This is a genomic window from Citrobacter sp. LST-B2, from assembly GCF_057983045.1.
Genome location: NZ_CP192598.1, coordinates 47,240 through 67,633, shown reverse-complemented (window position 1 = coordinate 67,633; position 20,394 = coordinate 47,240). Strand labels below are relative to the sequence as shown.

Below are 20,394 nucleotides of genomic sequence, written 5' to 3'. Positions count from 1 at the left end.
GAAAAGTAATGAAAATAAAAGTATTATGTATCGCTATCATTTTTCATTTATGGTCGAATGAAGTTCTTGCCGACGATTTCAATTACAGTTTTATCCGTGGTGGCAGCAAAGAGGTACCAGAAGTACTAAAGAATACCGGACAAAACATCCCGGGGAACTATGTTGTCGATCTACTTTTTAATGGTTCTAAAACAGCGACCTCTGTGGAACTAACACTCAGCAATGCTGATGCAGAGCATATTTGTCTTTCGGATAAATGGTTACAGGGAAAAGGCATTTTTCTTAATAAAGAATTCTATAAACAGTATCTTAACCCCACACGCAACTGCTATCTTCTTGATAAAGAGAAGAACAGTCGGGTTAAATTTGATCCTTCCCTGCAGGAGTTGTCGATCGAGATGCCTCAGGCTGGCTTTATCGATAATAAAAAAGAAGGCGGTGCCTGGGATTATGGCAGTGCCGGTTTCAAACTCGCCTATGATGTCAATACATCAAAATCAAGTGACCAGGATCGGACAACATACGGCAATATCGAAGGCCAGATCAATATAGGCGAATGGGTTCTGCTTGGGAGAGGATACGCGTATCAGGGAGAAAAATTCCAGAGCAATAACCTGCTGTTAACGCATGCGATAAAATCGATAAAATCAGATATCCTGATTGGTAAAACCCAGTCTTACAATACCCTGAACGATGGTTTTACCTTTTATGGCGCACAGTTAAAATCCAATCAGGATATGTATCCCTGGGACTCGCAGTCTTATGCCCCGGTAATTAATGGTATTGCCAGAACACATGCCCGTGTCACCGTCGAACAAGGCGGATACACATTAAAATCGTTCGTGGTCCCGCCGGGTCCTTTTGTGATTAACGATCTGACCGGCGTGTATTCGGGTGACATTGTTTTGAAAATTTATGAAGAGGATGGTTCAGTAAAAGAACAGCGATTCCCGGTCGCTGTGCTGCCCAATTTATTAAAACCTGGCAATTACAATTACAATATCGCGGTAGGTAGTAAAGTTGACCAATACAGTGACAAGCGTGATGATGATAGTTTATTCGCGCAGATGACCTATGATTATGGTTTTGAGCCCTTTACGCTCAATACCTCTGCACTGGTAGATAAAAACTATAACAACGTTGGCCTGGGTTTTATCCGTTCTTTCGGCTGGTTTGGTGCCATGGCAATGAGTGGCAACCTGTCGCAGGCAAAATACCATAATGGCAAAACGATGAACGGCTTTAGCGCATCGGTGAAATATGCCCGTGCCTTAGGTGAAAACGCGAATTTACAGTTAATCGGTTATCGCTTTAACTCAGAAAATTACATTGACTACGCGGATTTTAACTATCGCTATTACAATCTGTTAAACAACAGACCCAAACAGCGGTATGAATCGATTATTACCTATCAACTCCCGGAAATGAATGTGTTCTTAAACATGTCAGCCTGGAAGGAAGATTACTGGGACACTTCCAGTGAGGTAGGGGCAAACGTAAATCTCAGCAAGAGTTTTAATAATATATCAGTCTCCCTGAATGCCGGATATTCCAGACTGCAGGGGATGGAAAGTGATTATAACGCCGGGGTATCCCTTAGCGTACCCTTCAGCGTGTTTGATAAATCGCACTACAGCTTCTCTGGCATAAACTATGATCGCCGTAATGGCACGAATTTCAATACCGGTGTTGCGGGAAGTGTTAATTCACGCCTGAGCTATAATGCGTCCATCAGTCAGTCACGCAACACCAGAGGAAGTGCGATTTCAGCGTCTTATCTGTTTGACGAGGTTCAAACCTCGGCAAGCTATTCGCAAATGGGGAACACTTCCAGTTCTTCCTTCCAGGTTGGCGGAAGTATTATCGGGTTGCCAGATGCAGGTATTCTTTTTACGCCTGTGAAAAATGATGAAATTGCGATTGTGCAAATGGAAGATATTCCCGGCGTCAGATTTAACGGCTCTATGCCGGGCGATAAAAAAGGTCGAGCCGTTATACCGTTAACGGCTACAACAATAACACCATTACGGTCAATGCCGACAACTTGCCACAAAGCGTCGAATTGACAGAAAACGCAATTAATGTCACGCCGACAGAAAATGCCATTATCTACAAAAAAGTGAAATACAGAAAAATTAACACGTATATTGTCAAAGTTATCAGCAGTAATGGTTTTGTTATTCCAATGGGGAGTATCGCTAAAAACGCAGAAAACCAGGAAATTGGCTACGTCAACAACGGCGGGATTCTGTTAATGAATCTTGAAGATAAAGATGAAGGGATCATATCTGTAGGTGACTGCAAATTCGATTCACGATCGCTGCAGAAAGATTCGGGTAAAGCACAGGAGATTAAGTGTGGCTAAGAACAATACACTGAGAACGTTTTTCTTTTCTGCGTCACTGTTTTTATTTACGGCATCAAGTCATGCGGCATTTGTCCTTAACAGCACACGTTATGTATTTGATGAAAAAAGAGAGAATATCTCTGTACAGGTTGATAACCAGTCCGCTCAGGAATATGGCGGACAGATATGGATTGAAAACCAGGACCAAAACGACAAGAACGTCTATTTTGTGCCCAGCCCAACGTTTTTTAAAGTGGCCGATCAGCACAAACAAATCCTGCGTATCCTGAAAATTAATAATGCGTTACCAAAAGACAAAGAATCGCTTTTCTGGATCAATATCCAGGAGATCCCTAAAGCACCCAAAGAAGGTATGAATGCATTATCCATTGCGCTGCATACCCAGGTCAAAATGTTTTATCGCCCTGACGCACTGAAAGAGAAAAGGGAAAACGCCGAACAACAGATTAAAATGATAAGCAGTGAGGGCAACACCATCCTCTGGAACGATACACCCTATTACTTTGCGATCATCAGTGTTAAACAACACGGAACGCCCATTAAAGTTAGTGACGATATTAAAGAAAAATTATCTGTCTTTGCGCCAGGTGAAAAAGTTTCTCTGGGTAAAACAATTACCGGTAGCAACCTTAGCATTGTAGCGTTTGATGATTATGGCGTTGACAAAGAGTATAAATTAAACAAATCCTGACACGCAAAGGTTTTTATTATGTATAAATACATATTTGCTCTTTTAATAGCTTTTTTATCACTTAGTTCATTACCTGTCCAGGCAAAGGATTGCTCTGGCGGAACAATAACTTTCGATAGAGATCCCTCCAGCGATATGTATCATTGGGCGTATGGTTATACGTCAGAGAAAAATGGTCCTGTAATAGCAATGCAGATAAGCATAACAAACGGTATGTCCTGTGATGCGGATTATATAGATTTCTTAACCCCGCAAAGTAAAATGGCTATGAAAATAACCAGTGGTGGGACCTGTAAAAATTCCAATACTATAACAACATCCTATCCGGGCATTGAGTGGCAGCTCGAAGGTATGCATTGCGACTCGGGTTCCTGGCTTACCTCCGATATGATTAAGCCGGGAGAAAGAGTTGACTGGCCTTCTGGCACAGTCCTCGGCAAAGCGAAGCTTATTGTGAATGATGAGTACTGGATGAAAAACACTCAAACTGGTCAACATAATGTTACTGTTCCAGTGCTTTCTATTGGGCGTACTGTTCTCAACAGCCCTTCAGTCGAAGTTAATAATGCTTTAGGGGGATCAACGATATCTTTTTATATAAATGATATCGGCACTTGCTCAATGAGTCTCATTCCAGAAAATATTGACTTTGGAAAATTAACACCCAGCGACGTGAATCGAGGTTTGTATAAAGAGCTATTAGTTTCATACTCTTGCAAAAATAAAGCATTAATCAATGGTCTCTATGTCCGTTTAGACCCTGAAAATGTAGTCGATGCAGCGAATGGTATGTTTAGTGCCAATGATACTAATGGCCGGAAGTTAAATTTCCAGATAACCAGACTGTACGGGAGTGAACAAATTATCCCTCTCAATACTAATTATCAGCTCTATTCGCAAACACAAAAAAATATTGATGATAGTGCTAGATTCAGAATCAACGTCAAACCATCAACACCGTTTCCTGCCGGAAAGGTTTCTACGTACCTGAATGTTTCGCTAATATACAGATAAGCTGGATTAATTATGCTCAGATGGTTAGCCTTTTTTTTGATACTTTTTTCAATTCACAATGCCTCTGCGTCGAAATCAGTGCAGAGAAAAGCTACGATAAACGCCGAGTTAGCCTTAAACACGTGCGCATTATCTCTCTCTCCGGCAAATCTGAATTTTCAACAAATCGGCTTTAGCCAGTTTGAAAATAACGCAACAACGCCACAGACAGTTGATCTGAATATTGCATGCAGTTGGCCTGCAACCGGGATCTCACTGAAATTTTCGCCCGCTGCAGGCGTTTCCACGAGCAGCACTAACCTAATGAAAACGGGTTTATCCGGCGTTGGGCTTGCGTTGGCATGGAAAAATGCATCCGGCACAGATTTTACGCCGCTAGAATTGAATAAGTCTTTTGTTCCCGCATCAACTGCATTAAGTAACCAAAATGAAACGCTTGGTCAGTTCCAGCTGTTGCCAAAAAAAATTCCTGAAGAAACGCTTCAGGCCGGGAATATTTCCACTAGTCTGACTGTCGAGGTAACCTATGATTGACAGGACATGTCTATTTTTTCCGTTACTGGTGGGGCTGTTAAGCGCTACAACGGCACTTAACAGTCACGCCGCACAAACGGCAAGCGTAAGTCTTCCCATTTCAATGCAGGTCACTAATCCTCAGTGCCAAATCAACAAAGGGCTTGGCCTGCCTGAAACCGTGCAACTTCCGCTGATTACCACATCAGGTGCCTTATTAGGCGATAATAATGTTGAAGTTCCCCTCGTGATTGACTGTGTCAGTGATATCACCAAATTTGAGGTTACTCTGGCTGGGGGCAGTAATTCGAAACTCACTACGTCAAATAATATGGTTGATATTACCTTGTCATGGAAGCAGGGTGGAGGTGCGGTTGAATTCGGCACGCCGGTCGAGTTAAGTAAAGCGCCTTTTCTGGTAAGCCAAAAGCAGTTTGATGGCACCTTGTTGGCAAGAGTGTCTCCCCATACCGGTACAATACCGGCGGGTAATTACACCGCCAGTTTACCCATTACATTTACCTATTATTAAGATGGTATAAACACAAGCCGGGGAACGCTCCCCGGCCTTTAAATACGTTAATCAAACACCCCGTTAATAATCGCCGTGACCACGGCGGTACTGAGCGCAATCAGCACTAAATCATCCCCAACAATTTTCCATTCATAGCCAGGATAATAAGGCAGTTGCCCCAACATGGATGCCGGTACGGTTTTTTTCGCGATGCCCGGAGGGAGCGGTTTTCCACGCGCCAGGTTTTTCGCAATGCCCGGAGGCAGAGAATCATATCCCGTCAGGCCGTAGTTCACCGCCAGATGACGCGCTGTCGCGAAACTGATGTCAGACTCGACGTGATCGGGTTTGCCGTAATTTTTACGATGATCGGATGAACCGTTGTTTTTCTGGGCCGAATTTCCTTTTTGCCCGTTATTTCCCTGGTTGCCCTTATTTCCATGATTGCCACTGCTGTTGCCCTGGCCGCCTCCGCCATGACCATTTCCGTTACCATTCCCCGGATTCGCCATGACCGGCGCAGCGAACAGAGAGAGTGAAACCAGTGTGGCCAGCACTGCCGTTAAACCACGACGCTTACCCATGATGTGTTCCTTCCAGATGATGTTCCACTTTGACAATAGTGCGCCGCCATCAAGTACGCAATGTCAAATATTCCTGGTTTTGCATTGGCTCGCAGGCCATTAAAATAACCTTTTGTGTGGAGGGTAACGGCTGTGCCTTATCTGCTATCATGCCTGCAAATAGCGTCGAAAAAACACAGCCGAGGAAAACATGGGGTCCACCAGAAGAGGGATGCTGAACGTTCTGATTGCTGCCGTATTATGGGGAAGTTCCGGCGTTTGCGCGCAGTACATCATGGAGCAAAGCCAGATGTCGTCGCCATTTCTGACCATGACGCGTCTGATCTTCGCCGGACTCATTCTGCTGATGCTCTCCTTTGTCCACGGCGACAAAATTTTTTCCCTTTTCAAAGACCGCAAAGACGCTCTGAGTCTGCTGATATTTTCTGTCGTCGGCGCGCTGACCGTACAACTCACCTTCCTGCTGACCATCGAAAAGTCCAACGCCGCGACCGCCACCGTGCTGCAATTTCTGTCTCCGACGATTATCGTGGCGTGGTTCGCGCTGGTACGTAAGGCCCGTCCCGGCGTATTGGTGCTGACGGCAATCCTCACCTCCCTGATCGGCACCTTTTTACTGGTAACGCACGGCAACCCTACTTCGCTGTCAATTTCACCCGCCGCGCTGTTCTGGGGGATCGCCTCCGCATTTGCCGCCGCGTTTTATACCACCTACCCGTCAACGCTGATTGCACGTTACGGCACTTTGCCGATTGTCGGCTGGAGTATGTTAATCGGCGGGATGATCCTGCTGCCGTTTTACGCTGGAGAGGGCACGGATTTCGTGGTGAATGGCAGCCTGATTCTGGCGTTTTTCTACCTGGTGGTGATCGGCACGTCACTGACGTTCAGCCTGTATCTGAAGGGGGCGCAGATGATTGGCGGGCCGAAAGCGAGCATTTTAAGCTGTGCCGAACCGCTGAGCAGCGCGTTGCTGTCATTGCTCTTGTTGGGCATTACCTTCACGCTGCCGGACTGGCTGGGCACACTGCTGATTCTGTCGTCCGTGGTGTTGATCTCGATGGATTCTCGCCGCCGCGCCAGAACCGTTTGACATCACTGGCGCGGCAACGCTCATCTTACCAACCCGGCACCGCGCCGCCGTTAAAGATTTTCTCCGCCGCTTTGGCGACTTCCGGCGACTGATAGGACTGCAAAAATTCCTTCACGTTTTGCGCGTCTTTGTTGTCTTCCCGCGCCACCAGAATGTTCACGTACGGCGAATTTTTATCTTCGATAAACACGCTGTCATGAACCGGAGAAAGCCCGGTTTGCTGAATGTAGGTCGTGCTGATGATCGCTACATCGACTTTCGGGTCGTCAAGTACTCGCGGCAGCTGCGCGCCTTCCAGTTCCATAATCTGCAAGTGACGCGGATTATCGGTGATATCCAGCGCCGTCGGCAGCAGACCTTTCCCTTCTTTCAGGGTAATCAGCTTCTCTTTTTGCAGCAGCAGAAGCGCGCGTCCCAGATTAGTCGGATCGTTCGGGATCGCCACCGTCGCGCCCTCTTTCAGTTGATCCACCGTTTTAATTTTTTTCGAATAGCCTGCCATCGGGAAGACAAAAGTATTCCCTACCGCCACCAGCTTATAGTTGTGCGCCTGGTTATCCTGCTCAAGGAACGGACGATGCTGGAAAACGTTGGCATCCAGTTCGCCGTGGTTGGTGGCGTCATTCGGCAACAGCGAGCCGCTGAAACCGACCAGCTCAACGTCGAGGCCGTACTTCTCTTTCGCCACTTTTTTGGCAACTTCCGCGACATCCTGCTCGGCACCGTTAATCACACCCACTTTAATGTGCTTTGCATCGCTGCTCTGCTGATCGCACCCGACCAGCAACAATCCCGCCAGCAGTACCGCCGCCCCTGTCCGTAAATGAGGTATCGTCAATTTCACGTTTTTATCCTTTTGAAATAACCGCCTGATGAGTAATGAAATGACTATAGCGGGAAGGGCACGGCGGTTTAAAAAACGAAAAGGTATCAATAAGAAGAAAAAAGCATAAAGGGAGAATATGCGAAAATCCTGATGGCGCTGCGCTGACCACACGCAGCGCCATTCGGCTCAGACCAGCGCTTTGATGATGTCCATTAACCTGACAATATCTTCAGGACGTGTATTCCCGGTTTGCGGATCGATAATCGAACTGTACACATGCGGCATCACGCGCGGCACTCCCGCCTCCAGGCAGGTCTGCAATATGACGCCGAAATTATCCAGATCGATACCACCGGTCGGTTCAATCAGCGTCATGCCGTTACGCGCCGCGCTGCTCGCCAGTACGTACAGCTCCGGCAGCGACTTCTCCCCGCCCATCGGAAAGAATTTGGCCGCGTGCGCCCCCATATCCTGCATCATCCGCACGGCGGCATCGCAGGAGACGCGCGCTGGCGTCCCCTGACTGCTGCTGACGCCGGTGGAAATCAACACGTCACCAGGCGTTCCCGTCGGGCTGACCAGCGCATTGATATGGGTCTGTTCTCCCCCCGTCGCCGCCAGCGCGCCTGCGGCAAAACCGCTGCCGGTAAAGGTCTGGTTGACGTGCGCCGGATGAACCTTTGCGGCAATCATCGCCGCCTTGTAATACTGCGCCGGATCGCCCGCCCCCAGCCCGACCGAAATCGACGGCACGTCCGCCATCCAGCGCTTCACCTCCTGAACACCTTCGTCGACCGACGAAAATTGCGCAGACAGGATGCCAATCACTGCGTGTCCCTCGGCGGCGTCATAGATTTCCCTGGCGTTAGCGATATCTTTCGCCAGCACGTTAATCGCCACACGCTGACGATAAAAATTAATCTGCTGCATGTTCTGCAATCTCCTTAAGTCGCGCCACAATCAACGCCATTTCCCCCTCAGCGACCGTACGTGGGTCGAGGCTGAATACGCCCTGATGGAGGTTATAGCGCCGTGCGTAAATGGCGATATCGCCACTTCGCAGTTGGGCTTCGACGTCGCGCGCGTCCAGACCAAACACCTGCGCATCAACCCGAACGCGAATGCGCCAGATGGCACGCCCGGCTTCGTCCTGCTCGATATCGGCGGTCAGCCCGCGAATGGCCGAAATCGCCTCCACCGTCGGTTGCAACTGCTCGGCGGTCACCACGGTCTGCCCCTGGTGATAATTTTCCAGCGCATACACCAGCCCGACCATGTTCTCCTTGCCGATTTTCATCGCTCTGGCAATCCCGTGATGTTGCGCTTTACAGGCGGCGATCCACGTTTTATTGCCGGTGATAAACCCGGAGGTCGGCGCATTGAAGGCTTTCGCCCCGCTGTAGATAACCATATCCGCCCCGCTCGCCACCCAGGCGTGTAAATCCTCCTCGGCGGCGGCATCGACAATCAGCGGCAGGTTGTGGATCTGCGCCACTTGTACAAAGTCGTCAATGCTGAGCATGCCTTTTTGCACGCAGTGGTGCGATTTCACATACAGCAGTGCGGCGGTCTCGTCAGTAATGGCGCTCTCCAGTTGCCAGCGTGCGGCCAGGTTACTCGAACCGACTTCCACAACGCGCCCACCGCCCAGACGAATGGCGCTGGTAATCGGCGCGCCGTAGTCCACGTTATGACCGCGCAGCATCACTACCTCGTTGGCCATTCCGCTGCTGTCCGGCATCAGCGACACGCGAAGCGGGTCGCCACGAGTAATGGCGGCGGCAACGGCGATGGCGATCCCTGCCGAGGCGCAGGAGGTCACGTAGCTGTCCTGCGCGCCGGTAAAGCGGGAAACCAGTTCACCGGTTCGGTCCACCAGCTTGTCGATCTCGACAAAGGCCGAGGCCGCGCGCGCCGTTGCCTGCATCACCTCCGGCGCGACGCTGGAGACGCCAAGAATCGTCATCTTGCCGCAGGCGTTAATCACCTGTTTTAGCCCCAGCTGTTGATAAATATTCTCTGTCATGGCTTACAACACTCCCAGCAGCGAACACACCACGCTCAGCGCCACAATCGACAGCAGAATGGTGGTGTAACGCGGACCCTTTTTCACCAGGAAGATATAGATGGCAAATACCGCCGCCAGCGGCAGCAGGCCTGGCGCGATAGAGTCAAGGATCTGCTGCACGACCACTTCAGAACCCTTCAGGGCGCTGATTTTCAACGGTGTGGTGATCTTGACGTAGCTTGCCGACAGCGCGCCCATCATGATCAACCCCAGCACGTTCGCGCCGTAGATCAGTTCTTTGATTCGCCCCCCCTGCAATAACCCGACGATAGAATCACGTCCCAGGGTGTAGCCTTTGTGGATCAGACCGTAGCTGATCGCCAGGGTAATCGCCGGATAGAGGATCAGCGGTGCAATACCGCCAAACGCGCTGCCATTAGCGGCGAAAGGGATGAAAATCGCAATCAGCAGCGGCATGACGGCGGCCCAGACAATGGAGTCGCCCATCCCGGCCAGCGGCCCCATCAGACCGGTTTTAATCCCGGTAATTGAGGCATCGCTGATCGGCTCGCCGCGCGTTTTTTGTTCTTCCATGGCGATGGAAATCCCCTGGATCACCGCGCCAAATGTTTGCTCGGAGTTGAAGAAGTTCAGGTGCCGTTTCAGCGCCTCCACCTGTTCCTCTTTTTGCGGGTAGAGCTTTTTGATGATCGGTGTCATCGAGGCGCAGAAAATCAGGCTCTGCAGACGTTCATAAGAGTTGGAGACTTCCGCGCCCAGCCAGTAGATAAACCACGCTTTAGTGATATCCGCTTTGGTTAACGCCCCGGTCGTCCGTGCGCGCTCAACCAGTTCATGCTGCATTACGTCGCTGCTCATCATGCTGCTCCTTCATTTTTCGCCAGGCCTTTAATCAGGAAGGCCACACAGGTACCGAAGATCGCCATCGCCATGATGTCTACCTTGAGGTACAGCACCGCGAAGAATCCGCCGATAAACCACGGCAGCAGGCTCTTTTTACCGATCACCATAATGGTGATTGCGAAGCCCAGCGCCGGCAGGATCCCGCCCATGATTTCAAAGGAGTGGGTCAGCCAGTGCGGCATCAGTTTGAGGAAACTTTCCACCACGTCCTGACCGAAGTAGTTCGCGGCAAACACCACCGGGAAACGCAGCGCCAGTCCGAGTAACGCCGGGTAGAGGAACGCACAGCGCATAATGCCCGACATGTTCGCTGTTTCCGCGTGCTTATCAGCCATATGCACCCAGGCGGCGTTCAGGGTACGACGCAACTGGTCAAGGAAGACGCCGATTACGCCGAAGGGGATCGCCAGCGCAATGGCCAGGTTCGGATCCATCCCGGCTTTCACCGCGATGGGAATCGAGATACAGGCCGCCAGCGCCGGATCTGACGGCACGTTACCGCCAGGCGTGGAGGTCACGCCGAGATAAACGAGCTGCATCCCGGCACCGATAATCATCGCAGTCTGCATATTGCCAAGCAGCAGCCCGACGAAAACAGCCACCACCACCGGCTGAAGCAGCATGGCAGAGAAGGTGTAGCCAAGGCGTAAGCGGGCAAACCAGTAATACAACCCCATGAGGCTTGCAAAAACTAAGGTATCCATAGTGTTATCCCATTATCAGAGAATTAGAATTTTTTCAGGATATCGTCCAGCGACTGCGGTTTATCTTCCGGGATAGTCTGGAAGAACACCTGAATCCCACGACTTTTCAGGTCGTTCAGAATGCCAACGTCTTTTTCATCGAGCGTAATGTTCTGGAATACCGCTTTGCGGTTCGGTCCACCGCCCAGCCCCCCCACCTGAATCGTGGAGACATCAAACCCCTGTTGTACGGCCTGCTGAATCGCCGCCAGAGAAGGGAACAGCACCAGCACATTGCCGTCGCCCAGTTGGTTCTCTTGCCATGAGGCGGCAAAGCTCAGGTTGCTGTAGCAGTCCACTTTGATGTTCGGCGGCGCGGCCATCAGGTAGATGTTTTTCATAAACGGATCGGCATCCAGTTCATCGCTGACCACCGCGATGCAGTTGGCCTGGGACTGCCCGACCCACTTCGTCACCACCTGTCCGTGGATCAGTCGGCTATCGATACGACATAACACGATGTTTGCCATGATGATTTTCCTTATTGTGATTGTTGTAATTGACGGACGTGAGCGACAACGTCCAGGCAACTGCTGCGTCCGGCGTCCACCAGTTCGCTGACGCAGGTAGTCAGTGAACCGTGTTCACGTCTGTCCAGCGCTTCCAGCAGCAGTGATGCGTTGAGTCCGGAAACGACCGCCACCGGATAATCCGCACTCAGCCGCGCCGCCACGTTGGATGTCGTGCCGCCCACAAAATCGGTCAGAATCAGTGAGCCTTCCGGCATGGTTTTCACCACGTCTTCAACACGCTGATAAAACTCACCCAGCGTATCGACGGGCATCAGCGCAATTTCTGTCACGCCTTTAATTTCGCCCATCACCATGCGCAGGCTGTTACAAAGCTGTTGTCCCCAGCCGCCATGGGTCAGCAGCAGAATGTCGGGCAACGGTTGAGTGGTAGTCAAAATGGCCTCCTGGCGCGATTACATTTACACGCAAGGAAAGAGCAAAGGCTGTGCCAGTATTTGTGTCACACGAGGGGGAAAGGAGAGCGGGCAAGGCGCAACGCCTCGCCCATTAAGGGATCAGCTATAAAGCAGTTCGTAGATATAAAAATATTCCGCATCCGATAACCGGATGGCATAGGCCTCTTCGATCGGCAGAAACGCAGATTTAATGACACTAAACGCGCGGGGATCCAGATTCGGTTTGTTTTCCAGCGCCATCTGTAACGGTTTACGGTTGATCACGATACGCTCAACCATGCAACAGCAGTGGATCAGGAAGCGTAGTGTCACCTGGCGACTGGGTTTGAGGGAAAGCGCAGTCGTCAGATGGTTAAGCACGCCCTCCATCTCTTTCAGAATGCGCTGCGGGTTGAGCACTGAAATATGATTGATGATGCTCTCCATGGTCAGCGCGCTGATAAAGCGCATCGCGCTGCGCTCCATCTCCAGACGGCGCTCGGCGCTGGAGAGATCCGGCGTCAGCAGGCTTAACACCAGCTCCGGCCCCTGCTCAGAGAACAGTTCTTCCAGCGAGATAAACGGAATATCCGGCAGTCCGGGCTGGAAAGTCCCGACAATCCCTGCCAGTCGCTCATTGGCATTCAGCGCCTGCTGGACACGTTCGAGACTGCGCACGTCGTTGTAATCGAGGATCACCATTCGCGTGTCCTGCGACATCAGTTCGCCGAAGCTCTCCTCGAGCACTTTTTTAATTTTTTCCGCCGTTCCCATGCCGGTAATGCAGGAAACGACCAGCACTTTGCCGCCGTTTTCCTGCTGCGGCGTACACAGCTGGCAGGGGATATTTTTGCTCTGCATCAGCGCCGCCAATTGGGGTAAATCGCTGGTTTCGTAGCTTAAATCCAGCCCAACCTCCAGCAGACTGGTCAGCGTGATGTTGGGCATCAGCAGTACGTCTATCTGAAATAACTTGCTGATCGTACTGCCGAAATGTACCAGTGAACCGATGTCGACCATCAGGATCAGCCGCTGATAGCGTTGGGTCTGAATAATCTGGGTCAGCGTTTCCAGCGTGTCATGTACCGACTGCTCAAACGGCATGTCGACTGCGCTGAACAGGTCGCGTTCCAGTACACGGTTAACATACTGCGCCATGCTGGTCGCGGTGGTCGCGCCGTGAGCGACCAGAATCACCCCGCAATCCGGACTGGCATCAATGCGCTGGCGGTAATGACGACACTCTTTCAGGAACAGGCACAGCCAGACCACTTCCGTCGCCGGGCACTGAATATGCAGCAGTTCATTAATTTTGCGGCACAGCAGCGTGGCGTTATCGTATTCATCTTTGCAGCGATCGAGGATCAGACTGGAAGAGTAGAGCTGGGGAATCAACCCGCGCTGGACGTAGCCAATCAGCGCCAGGAAGTGCTTGCGCAGCGGATTCACCAGGTTTTCCGGCAGCGTAAACGTAAGCACCTGTTCCACGCAGCCGATCAACAGCGTCACGCGTTCTTCGATTTGATCGCCATAACGCGGTGGATGCGCCACGCTATCGCGACTGTAGAGGCCATATTCGAAAATCGAGCTGAGCTTGTTTTTCAGGATAGCCAGCGTTTCCGCCGGCGGGACATTACTGTTGCGCAGATTGACATATTCACGGGTCAGGAAGCTGTAAAACAGATCGCTCTCTTCGATTTCCGCCCCGGTCGCCAGCGACGTTTTCAGCGCCGGTAACGTGCGCGCATCAATGTTCAGCCGCTCTTTCCCTTCAAACAAGGCATCGACCAACAGGCGCTGTTCCGGCGTGGCGTGAAACGGTATCTCCGCCAGCCGTTTATCCAGTTGTAGTGTGTCATTATGTTCCGTCATTCCTGACGCCCACGCCTGGGCGCACAGGAACTGGATATCACTCTTCAACTGACCAATGTTGCCCTCCAGCGGTTTGTTCAACAGCCAGAGCAGTAGCGTTTTGTCGATGCTGACCGTGCGCTCGATTTTGCGACTTTCACGCTGCAGGAAACCAACAATCAGCTCCACTTGTTCTTCAATCGATCGCTGACGAATCCCCGGCAAATCGATGCTTACCTGAATGCGTCGCTGGAAGGTACGCAACAGCGACGAATTCGCCGGTTCCGTGGTGGCGCAAATCAGCCGTACCGAGATCGAACGCGCCTTACTGCTGTCCCCCAGCGGACGGTACTCACCCTTATCAAGAATAGAGAACAGTTTTTCCTGACCTTCGTAGGGCAGACGGTGCACTTCATCGAGCAGCAAATAGCCGCCGTCTGCCTGCTCAACCAGACCGGGTTTATTCTCGTTCGCGCCGGTAAATGCCCCCTGACGATGGCCAAACAGGTGGGAAGAGAGCAGTTCCGGGTTATGGGCGTACTCGGCGCAGTTAAAGTAGACCAGCGGCGGTGGGGAACCGGCGGACTTTTCGCAGGCGAAGCGGTGCATCAGTTCGGCAAAAAAGGTTTTCCCCACGCCAGATGGGCCGGTCAGCAGTACGTGCAAACCTTGCGGATAGAGCACGGCGGCGCGGCCTTTTTCAACCGCATCGCGCAGGCTGCGGTCATAGCCAATCAGGCCGGTGAAAGGATCGTCGTCGCCCGTATTTTCCGTTTGCGGAAGCAGGTCAGCCACCGAGCGCACCTCGCGCTCGCTACTCTCCAGTTTGCGCCCCAGCAATGTCTCCAGCGTCTGGCGGTGCAGGAAGAACACCGGACGCCCCCGGCTTTTAATCGCCAGACCGTCATTCCACAGTTGGTTGAGATCTTTACTGACCGAGTTGCGCGCCAGCCCCAGGTTGAAGCCAATGGCCTCCGCGGTGAATGCCGTCTCCTGCGCCAAATCGGCACGATCCAGCCCACGCGTCAGCCTTTCAAGCTCTCCCAGTACGATCTCGATCCGTCTCATCTTTTTACCGCTTAAGAATTAAATGATTGTTCAGAACATACACTATTCTGCTATGCAAGAAAGTGAATCGGCGTCCAGACGTCACGGTGAATGCCTCCGGTCATCAAAATGTTTTCGATAAATAATGCCGGGCAGCCCCTTTTTCCGGGAAGTCCTCAAGGGTCAGTTGCAGTTGATAACCGTTCTTCTGGTAGAACGGCAGCGCCTGAAAACTCAGGGTATCGACCAGCGCATGGAGACAACCTCTTTCGCGAGCGGCGTGCTCTGCGGCCTGGATTAGCTGGCTACCGTAACCGCCTTTACGCAGGGATTCATGCATCCATAAAAAATCAATGCTCAACCATTCCCCTTTGATTTTGCCAATCAATCCCCCCCGAATTTTCTGCTGCTCGTCACGCCAGTAAACCGCCAGATCGCCAAAATTTCTCGTTTGCAGAAACTGAAAATTGTAAGCGCGCAATCCGGTGAGCAGTGCATTTTGATCGTCTTCGGTAACGGTATCGGTAATTTGTATCTGCATTCTATCCTCCTGAAAAAATACAACTTTTTGCTGAAGCCTTTTCCGACTTTCGCACGGGCTGCTGAGAGAGTCGTACACCATCTACACTTACTCTTGAAATGATGCGCATCGACTACAAGGATTATTACCATGAAACGAGCCGTTTTACCGATCATTGCCGCCCTTTTCTTGATGCCAACGCTGGCGCAGGCCGACTCGCCTTACGGCGCACTGCAATCCGTGCACGAAAAAAATACGATACTCAACGATTTACGCAAAATTTGTACGCCGCAAGGTTCGCCTTCAGACGAGGCGTGGGAAAAAACGATCATGGCGAATGAAGGCAATCAGCAGCACATCCGCGAGGCGGCGGTGGCGATGGAAAGGAACAATCAGAGCAACTACTGGGAAGCGCTCGGTAAGGTGGAATGCCCGGATATGTAGCGTGAAGCCTATGCCTCACGCCCGTTAATTAGCTTACCGCTGGCGAACATCCGGAATGATGAGGTCGCCGCGCAGCACATACGATCCCAACATGCTCTGCGTTTTTTCATTCAGCCAGCTGACAATCCGCGCCGCCATCGCATCCATGGAGTATTCGATTGCCGGGATGGTCGGGATCCCCGGCAGATGCAGCGAACCGGCGAGGCTGAAGATCATAATATCTTCCGGAACCGACTTATTAAACGCCTGCAATTGTGGGATCACCCGCTGAGCCTGCTGCTCATCCGCCACCAGCAGGGCGTTAAAGTTGAGCGTGGAGGCGTTATTCAACAACTCCTGTAGCGCGACCGAGGAAGAGGTGGCTTCCATAAACACCAGGTTACGGTTAAAGGGCAGGAAGTTCTTCTCCAGCGCGTGTTTGTAGCCAAGTAGCACCTGTTCGGAGAATCCCATCCCTTCAGGATGAATGAGGGCAATCTGCCGTCGATTCTGGCTAATCAGATAGTTACAGGCCGTTTCGGTGGCAAAGCTGTGGTCAAACTGAATACTGGTCACATCGTCGCCCGCTTCCAGGCAATCCACCAGAATGACGTTTTCCTGGCTGATATTCAGCGGGAAACGCGCCCCAATAATCAGCACATCGTCACACAGGCCACAACTTAATTCATCAAGGGCGCTCATCACCTCTGCTTTGGTGTTGGCAAAGCGGAGCAACAGATGCTTTTGGTGCTGGCTCAGATGTTTTTCCAGTGCGTAAAGGTAGCCCGTCGTCTGGTTAATGTTGTCCTGCGCGCAAATCACGCCAATGCAACCGGTGCTCTGGCTGAGTAATGACTGGGCAATCACATTCGGACGATAGTTCAGTTCATCCACCGCCTTTAACACGGCAAGACGACTGGCTTCCTTCACACCACGCGATCCGCTCAACACGCGCGACACCGTGGCTTTAGACACGCCAGCCAAACGCGATACATCGTTGATAGTAGACATCATTCTCCCCTGACAGAGCCTGCCTGGCTCCTTCAATCCTGAATTTAACATTGGCTCAAATAATCACCACACGCAGTATAGCTGTTTCCGTTTTTCATGGAAATCGATTTTCCGTTTCCACTCAAAAAGTATGAAATAGCACCAAAACCGTGAGCCAAATCCAAATAATTAGCCTTATAAGAATAAGATCTTGACGGTTGTCACAGTTCCGTTTGCTTCATATGGAAACCGGTTTCCGTATGATATCAAATCAGACTCGCAATAAGTTTTTACATTTTGAGGATGGTTAATAATGTTCAGGATTATGTTGTGTTGCTCTGCAGGGATGTCCACCAGTCTGCTGGTTCGTAAAATGGTCGAAGCCGCAGAAGAGCGGAAGCTGCCAGTCCAAATTGATGCATATGGCGTTTCCGAATTTGACATTCAGTTTCCAAATTACCAGGTGGTGCTGCTTGGCCCCCAGGTAAAATACATGCTTAACACGCTCTCAGAGAAGGCTGCCACCCAAAACATCCCCGTAAAAGCCATTGATATGCAGGATTACGGAATGCAACGCGGTGACAAGGTGCTGGATTTTGCTCTGTCGCTGATTGAAGCGGCACATTAGAAAGGTGTCATTATGAGTTCGTTATATCAGTCAATGGTTGCTGTCATAGAACAATCCATCACCCCTCTTGCCGGTAAACTGGGCCAGCAAAAGTATGTGATTGCGATTCGTGATGGTTTTACCGCGGCGCTGCCGTTTATGATCATCGGCTCGTTCATGCTGGTGTTTATTTTTCCGCCGTTCTCTGCCGAAACCACCAACAGCTTTGCCCGTGGCTGGCTCGATTTCTCCGCCACGTATCGTGAACAGTTGATGCTGCCGTTTAACCTCAGCATGGGCGTTATGACGTTCTTCATCTCTGTGGGCATTGGCGCCAGTCTGGGCCGTCAGTTTAATCTCGATCCAATCATGTCCGGCCTGCTGGCGTTTATGGCCTTTTTACTGGTCGCCGCCCCGTATGCCGACGGGAAAATCTCCACCCAGTACCTTTCCGGTCAGGGGATCTTTACCGCGCTGATCACCGCCATCTATGCCACGCGCGTTTATGCCTGGCTGAAGCAGCACAACATCACTATCCGTCTGCCGAAAGAGGTTCCGACCGGCGTCGCCCGTTCGTTTGAGATCCTCATTCCGGTTCTGGTGGTCATTGCGACGTTACACCCGCTGAACCTGTTTATTGAAGCGCAGACCGGCATGATCATTCCGCAGGCGATCATGCACCTGCTGGCGCCGTTGGTTTCCGCGTCTGACTCCCTGCCGGCGATTCTGCTTTCGGTCCTGATGTGCCAGATTTTCTGGTTTGCTGGTATTCACGGTTCGCTGATCGTCACAGGCATTATGAACCCATTCTGGATGGCCAACCTTTCCGCGAACCAGGCGGCGCTGGCAGCAGGCGCGGCATTGCCACACGTCTATTTACAAGGTTTCTGGGATCACTACCTGCTGATCGGCGGCGTGGGCTCGACTTTACCACTGGCCTTCCTGCTGCTGCGTAGTCGCGTTACCCATCTGCGGACGATCGGCAAAATGGGCATCGTCCCTAGCTTCTTCAACATTAATGAGCCTATTCTGTTCGGTGCGCCGATCATCATGAACCCGATGCTGTTTATCCCGTTCGTTTTCGTGCCCATGATCAACGCCGTACTGGCTTACACCGCAACCCGCCTGGGCTGGCTGGATCAGGTGGTGTCACTGACGCCGTGGACCACGCCCGCACCGATTGGCGCCTCCTGGGCGGCAAACTGGGCCTTTAGTCCGGTGGTGATGTGTCTGATCTGTATGGTGATGTCAGCGTTGATTTACCTCCCGTTCCTGCGCGCTTACGAACGTTCTCTGCTGAAGACAGAAGAGCAAAAAGCCCAGGATGCCGTCTCCGTGGCGAACGCTGCCCGTAGCAACTCATAATGAATCAAGGAGTCAGAACAATGAGATACCGTTTTCCTGAAAACTTCTGGTGGGGCAGTGCCTGCTCAGCGCTGCAAACCGAAGGGGATAGCCTGAACGGCGGCAAAAGCCAGACCACATGGGATGTGTGGTTCGACCGCCAGCCAGGTCGTTTCCATCAGGGGGTTGGCCCGGCGAACACCTCAACCTTTTATCAGCACTGGAAACAGGACATCGCGCTGCTGAAGCAGTTGAAACATAACAGCTTCCGCACCTCGTTAAGCTGGTCGCGCCTGATTCCAGACGGCACGGGCGAGGTGAATCCAGAAGCGGTGGCGTTCTATAACAACGTTATCGACGAACTGCTGGCACAGGGTATCACGCCGTTTATCACGCTGTTTCACTTCGACATGCCGATGGTGATGCAGGAGAAAGGCGGCTGGGAAAACCGTGACGTCGTGGAAGCCTTTGGCCGCTACGCGCAGACGTGTTTCGAATTGTTCGGCAACCGCGTTAAGCACTGGTTCACCTTTAACGAGCCGATTGTGCCGGTAGAAGGCGGCTATCTGTATGACTTCCATTACCCCAACGTGGTGGATTTCAGACGCGCAGCCACCGTGGCGTATCACACCGTGCTGGCGCACTCGACGGCGGTTCGCGCTTATCGTGCGGGCAACAACGACGGCGAAATCGGTGTCGTGCTCAACCTGACGCCTTCTTATCCGCGCTCACAGCATCCGGCGGATGTGAAAGCCGCGCACCATGCGGATCTGCTGTTCAACCGCAGCTTCCTCGACCCGGTGCTGAAAGGGGAATATCCGGCGGATCTGGTGGCGTTACTGAAAGAGTACGATCAATTGCCCGCCTGCCAACCAGGTGACGCACAGCTGATTGCCGATGGCAAAATCGACCTGCTGGGCATTAATTATTATCAGCCCCGCCGCGTAAAATGCCGCGATACCGCCATCAATCTGAATGCGCCATTTATGCCGGAGTGGTTGTTTGATTATTATGAAATGCCAGGCCGTAAAATGAACCCTTACCGGGGCTGGGAAATTTATGAGCCGGGTATTTACGATATTATTACCAATCTGCGTGATAATTACGGCAACCCGCGCTGCTTTATTTCTGAAAACGGAATGGGTGTAGAAAACGAACAGCGATTTATTCAGAACGGGCAAATTAACGACAGTTACCGTATTGAATTTGTCTCTGAACATCTTAAATGGCTACATAAAGGGATCAGTGAAGGCTGTCAGTGCCTTGGTTACCATATGTGGACCTTTATTGATAACTGGTCATGGCTCAACGGATATAAAAACCGCTATGGTTTTGTCCAGTTAGATTTAGACACGCAAAAACGTACGGTGAAAAAGAGCGGCGAGTGGTTCGCCAATACCGCCGAACATAACGGATTCGATTAAGAG

General features: G+C 51.4%; 22 protein-coding genes. 11 read left to right on the top strand and 11 right to left on the bottom strand.

Annotated features, from left to right (window positions below; all coding sequences use genetic code 11):
• Window positions 1-8: 8 nt before the first annotated feature.
• Genes pefC through ACQ0PY_RS00300 form a run of 6 tightly spaced genes read left to right on the top strand, consistent with a single transcriptional unit; the run spans window position 9 to window position 5,118 of the window.
• Entirely contained in the window at window positions 9-2,066 is a 2,058-nt protein-coding gene (gene pefC, locus ACQ0PY_RS00325) for a PefC/AfrB family outer membrane usher protein (protein ID WP_224788359.1), read from the top strand.
• Complete coding sequence (locus ACQ0PY_RS00320; RefSeq protein ID WP_224788360.1) at window positions 2,063-2,365, top strand: hypothetical protein; 303 nt, start codon at window positions 2,063-2,065, stop codon at window positions 2,363-2,365. The genes pefC and ACQ0PY_RS00320 overlap by 4 nt, the downstream gene beginning before the upstream one ends.
• The gene (locus tag ACQ0PY_RS00315; RefSeq protein ID WP_109739712.1) at window positions 2,358-3,059 is read left to right on the top strand and encodes a fimbrial chaperone; all 702 of its coding nucleotides are present in this window, start codon (window positions 2,358-2,360) and stop codon (window positions 3,057-3,059) included. The genes ACQ0PY_RS00320 and ACQ0PY_RS00315 overlap by 8 nt, the downstream gene beginning before the upstream one ends.
• An 18-nt stretch (window positions 3,060-3,077) precedes the next feature.
• On the top strand, window positions 3,078-4,073 hold the full coding sequence (locus tag ACQ0PY_RS00310) for a fimbrial protein (protein WP_109739713.1): 996 nt from the start codon (window positions 3,078-3,080) through the stop codon (window positions 4,071-4,073).
• Window positions 4,074-4,085: 12 nt separating this feature from the next.
• Window positions 4,086-4,607 (top strand): fimbrial protein, encoded by a 522-nt coding sequence (locus ACQ0PY_RS00305; protein ID WP_109739714.1) that lies wholly within the window; start codon window positions 4,086-4,088, stop codon window positions 4,605-4,607.
• Window positions 4,600-5,118, top strand: a complete 519-nt coding sequence (locus ACQ0PY_RS00300) for a fimbrial protein (RefSeq protein WP_109739715.1) — start codon at window positions 4,600-4,602, stop codon at window positions 5,116-5,118. The genes ACQ0PY_RS00305 and ACQ0PY_RS00300 overlap by 8 nt, the downstream gene beginning before the upstream one ends.
• 47 nt (window positions 5,119-5,165) lie before the next feature.
• Here ACQ0PY_RS00300 and ACQ0PY_RS00295 read toward each other — a convergent pair whose 3' ends face one another.
• Window positions 5,166-5,684, bottom strand: coding sequence for an anti-virulence regulator CigR family protein (locus tag ACQ0PY_RS00295; RefSeq protein ID WP_044254526.1), 519 nt, complete (start codon window positions 5,682-5,684; stop codon window positions 5,166-5,168).
• A 190-nt stretch (window positions 5,685-5,874) separates the two neighbouring features.
• Here ACQ0PY_RS00295 and ACQ0PY_RS00290 point away from each other — a divergent pair, with 190 nt between their 5' ends.
• Window positions 5,875-6,777 carry a carboxylate/amino acid/amine transporter gene (locus ACQ0PY_RS00290; RefSeq protein ID WP_044263588.1) on the top strand — a complete coding sequence of 301 codons (903 nt, stop codon included), beginning with the start codon at window positions 5,875-5,877 and terminating at the stop codon, window positions 6,775-6,777.
• Between the two features lie 25 nt (window positions 6,778-6,802).
• Here ACQ0PY_RS00290 and nlpA read toward each other — a convergent pair whose 3' ends face one another.
• The 9 genes from nlpA to ACQ0PY_RS00245 all read right to left on the bottom strand — a co-directional run bounded on the left by nlpA (window position 6,803) and on the right by ACQ0PY_RS00245 (window position 15,624).
• Window positions 6,803-7,621 (bottom strand): lipoprotein NlpA, encoded by an 819-nt coding sequence (nlpA, locus tag ACQ0PY_RS00285; RefSeq protein WP_044254530.1) that lies wholly within the window; start codon window positions 7,619-7,621, stop codon window positions 6,803-6,805.
• 168 nt (window positions 7,622-7,789) lie between these two features.
• Entirely contained in the window at window positions 7,790-8,533 is a 744-nt protein-coding gene (gene dagF, locus ACQ0PY_RS00280) for a 2-dehydro-3-deoxy-phosphogluconate aldolase (RefSeq protein ID WP_099433948.1), read from the bottom strand.
• A complete protein-coding gene (dgaE, locus tag ACQ0PY_RS00275; RefSeq protein ID WP_044263591.1) occupies window positions 8,520-9,629 on the bottom strand; it encodes a D-glucosaminate-6-phosphate ammonia lyase in 1,110 nt (369 codons plus the stop codon). Before dgaE ends, dagF begins: the two co-directional genes overlap by 14 nt.
• A gap of 3 nt (window positions 9,630-9,632) precedes the next feature.
• Window positions 9,633-10,493 (bottom strand): PTS system mannose/fructose/sorbose family transporter subunit IID, encoded by an 861-nt coding sequence (locus ACQ0PY_RS00270; protein WP_161215577.1) that lies wholly within the window; start codon window positions 10,491-10,493, stop codon window positions 9,633-9,635.
• Window positions 10,490-11,239: a PTS mannose/fructose/sorbose/N-acetylgalactosamine transporter subunit IIC gene (locus tag ACQ0PY_RS00265; RefSeq protein WP_042323417.1), complete on the bottom strand. Its 750-nt coding sequence runs from the start codon at window positions 11,237-11,239 to the stop codon at window positions 10,490-10,492. Before ACQ0PY_RS00265 ends, ACQ0PY_RS00270 begins: the two co-directional genes overlap by 4 nt.
• Before the next feature lie 23 nt (window positions 11,240-11,262).
• Window positions 11,263-11,748, bottom strand: a complete 486-nt coding sequence (locus ACQ0PY_RS00260; RefSeq protein ID WP_109739716.1) for a PTS sugar transporter subunit IIB — start codon at window positions 11,746-11,748, stop codon at window positions 11,263-11,265.
• A gap of 11 nt (window positions 11,749-11,759) precedes the next feature.
• Window positions 11,760-12,185: a PTS sugar transporter subunit IIA gene (locus tag ACQ0PY_RS00255; protein WP_042998687.1), complete on the bottom strand. Its 426-nt coding sequence runs from the start codon at window positions 12,183-12,185 to the stop codon at window positions 11,760-11,762.
• Window positions 12,186-12,305: 120 nt separating this feature from the next.
• Entirely contained in the window at window positions 12,306-15,104 is a 2,799-nt protein-coding gene (gene dagR / locus ACQ0PY_RS00250; protein WP_044254535.1) for a transcriptional regulator DagR, read from the bottom strand.
• A gap of 103 nt (window positions 15,105-15,207) precedes the next feature.
• On the bottom strand, window positions 15,208-15,624 hold the full coding sequence (locus ACQ0PY_RS00245) for a GNAT family N-acetyltransferase (protein ID WP_044254537.1): 417 nt from the start codon (window positions 15,622-15,624) through the stop codon (window positions 15,208-15,210).
• A 129-nt stretch (window positions 15,625-15,753) separates the two neighbouring features.
• On the opposite strand from ACQ0PY_RS00245, the gene ACQ0PY_RS00240 reads away from it, so the two are divergent.
• Window positions 15,754-16,047 (top strand): YicS family protein, encoded by a 294-nt coding sequence (locus ACQ0PY_RS00240; RefSeq protein WP_044254539.1) that lies wholly within the window; start codon window positions 15,754-15,756, stop codon window positions 16,045-16,047.
• Window positions 16,048-16,080: 33 nt separating this feature from the next.
• Here the strand turns inward: ACQ0PY_RS00240 and ACQ0PY_RS00235 are convergent, their stop codons facing one another.
• Window positions 16,081-17,037 carry a LacI family DNA-binding transcriptional regulator gene (locus ACQ0PY_RS00235; RefSeq protein ID WP_042998691.1) on the bottom strand — a complete coding sequence of 319 codons (957 nt, stop codon included), beginning with the start codon at window positions 17,035-17,037 and terminating at the stop codon, window positions 16,081-16,083.
• 292 nt (window positions 17,038-17,329) lie between these two features.
• Here ACQ0PY_RS00235 and ACQ0PY_RS00230 point away from each other — a divergent pair, with 292 nt between their 5' ends.
• The 3 genes from ACQ0PY_RS00230 to ACQ0PY_RS00220 are packed head-to-tail and all read left to right on the top strand — an operon-like array spanning window position 17,330 to window position 20,391.
• Window positions 17,330-17,644 carry a PTS sugar transporter subunit IIB gene (locus ACQ0PY_RS00230; protein ID WP_042323435.1) on the top strand — a complete coding sequence of 105 codons (315 nt, stop codon included), beginning with the start codon at window positions 17,330-17,332 and terminating at the stop codon, window positions 17,642-17,644.
• 12 nt (window positions 17,645-17,656) lie between these two features.
• Window positions 17,657-18,988 carry a PTS sugar transporter subunit IIC gene (locus tag ACQ0PY_RS00225; RefSeq protein ID WP_042998692.1) on the top strand — a complete coding sequence of 444 codons (1,332 nt, stop codon included), beginning with the start codon at window positions 17,657-17,659 and terminating at the stop codon, window positions 18,986-18,988.
• Between the two features lie 20 nt (window positions 18,989-19,008).
• Complete coding sequence (locus ACQ0PY_RS00220; protein ID WP_044263598.1) at window positions 19,009-20,391, top strand: glycoside hydrolase family 1 protein; 1,383 nt, start codon at window positions 19,009-19,011, stop codon at window positions 20,389-20,391.
• Window positions 20,392-20,394 lie beyond the last annotated feature (3 nt).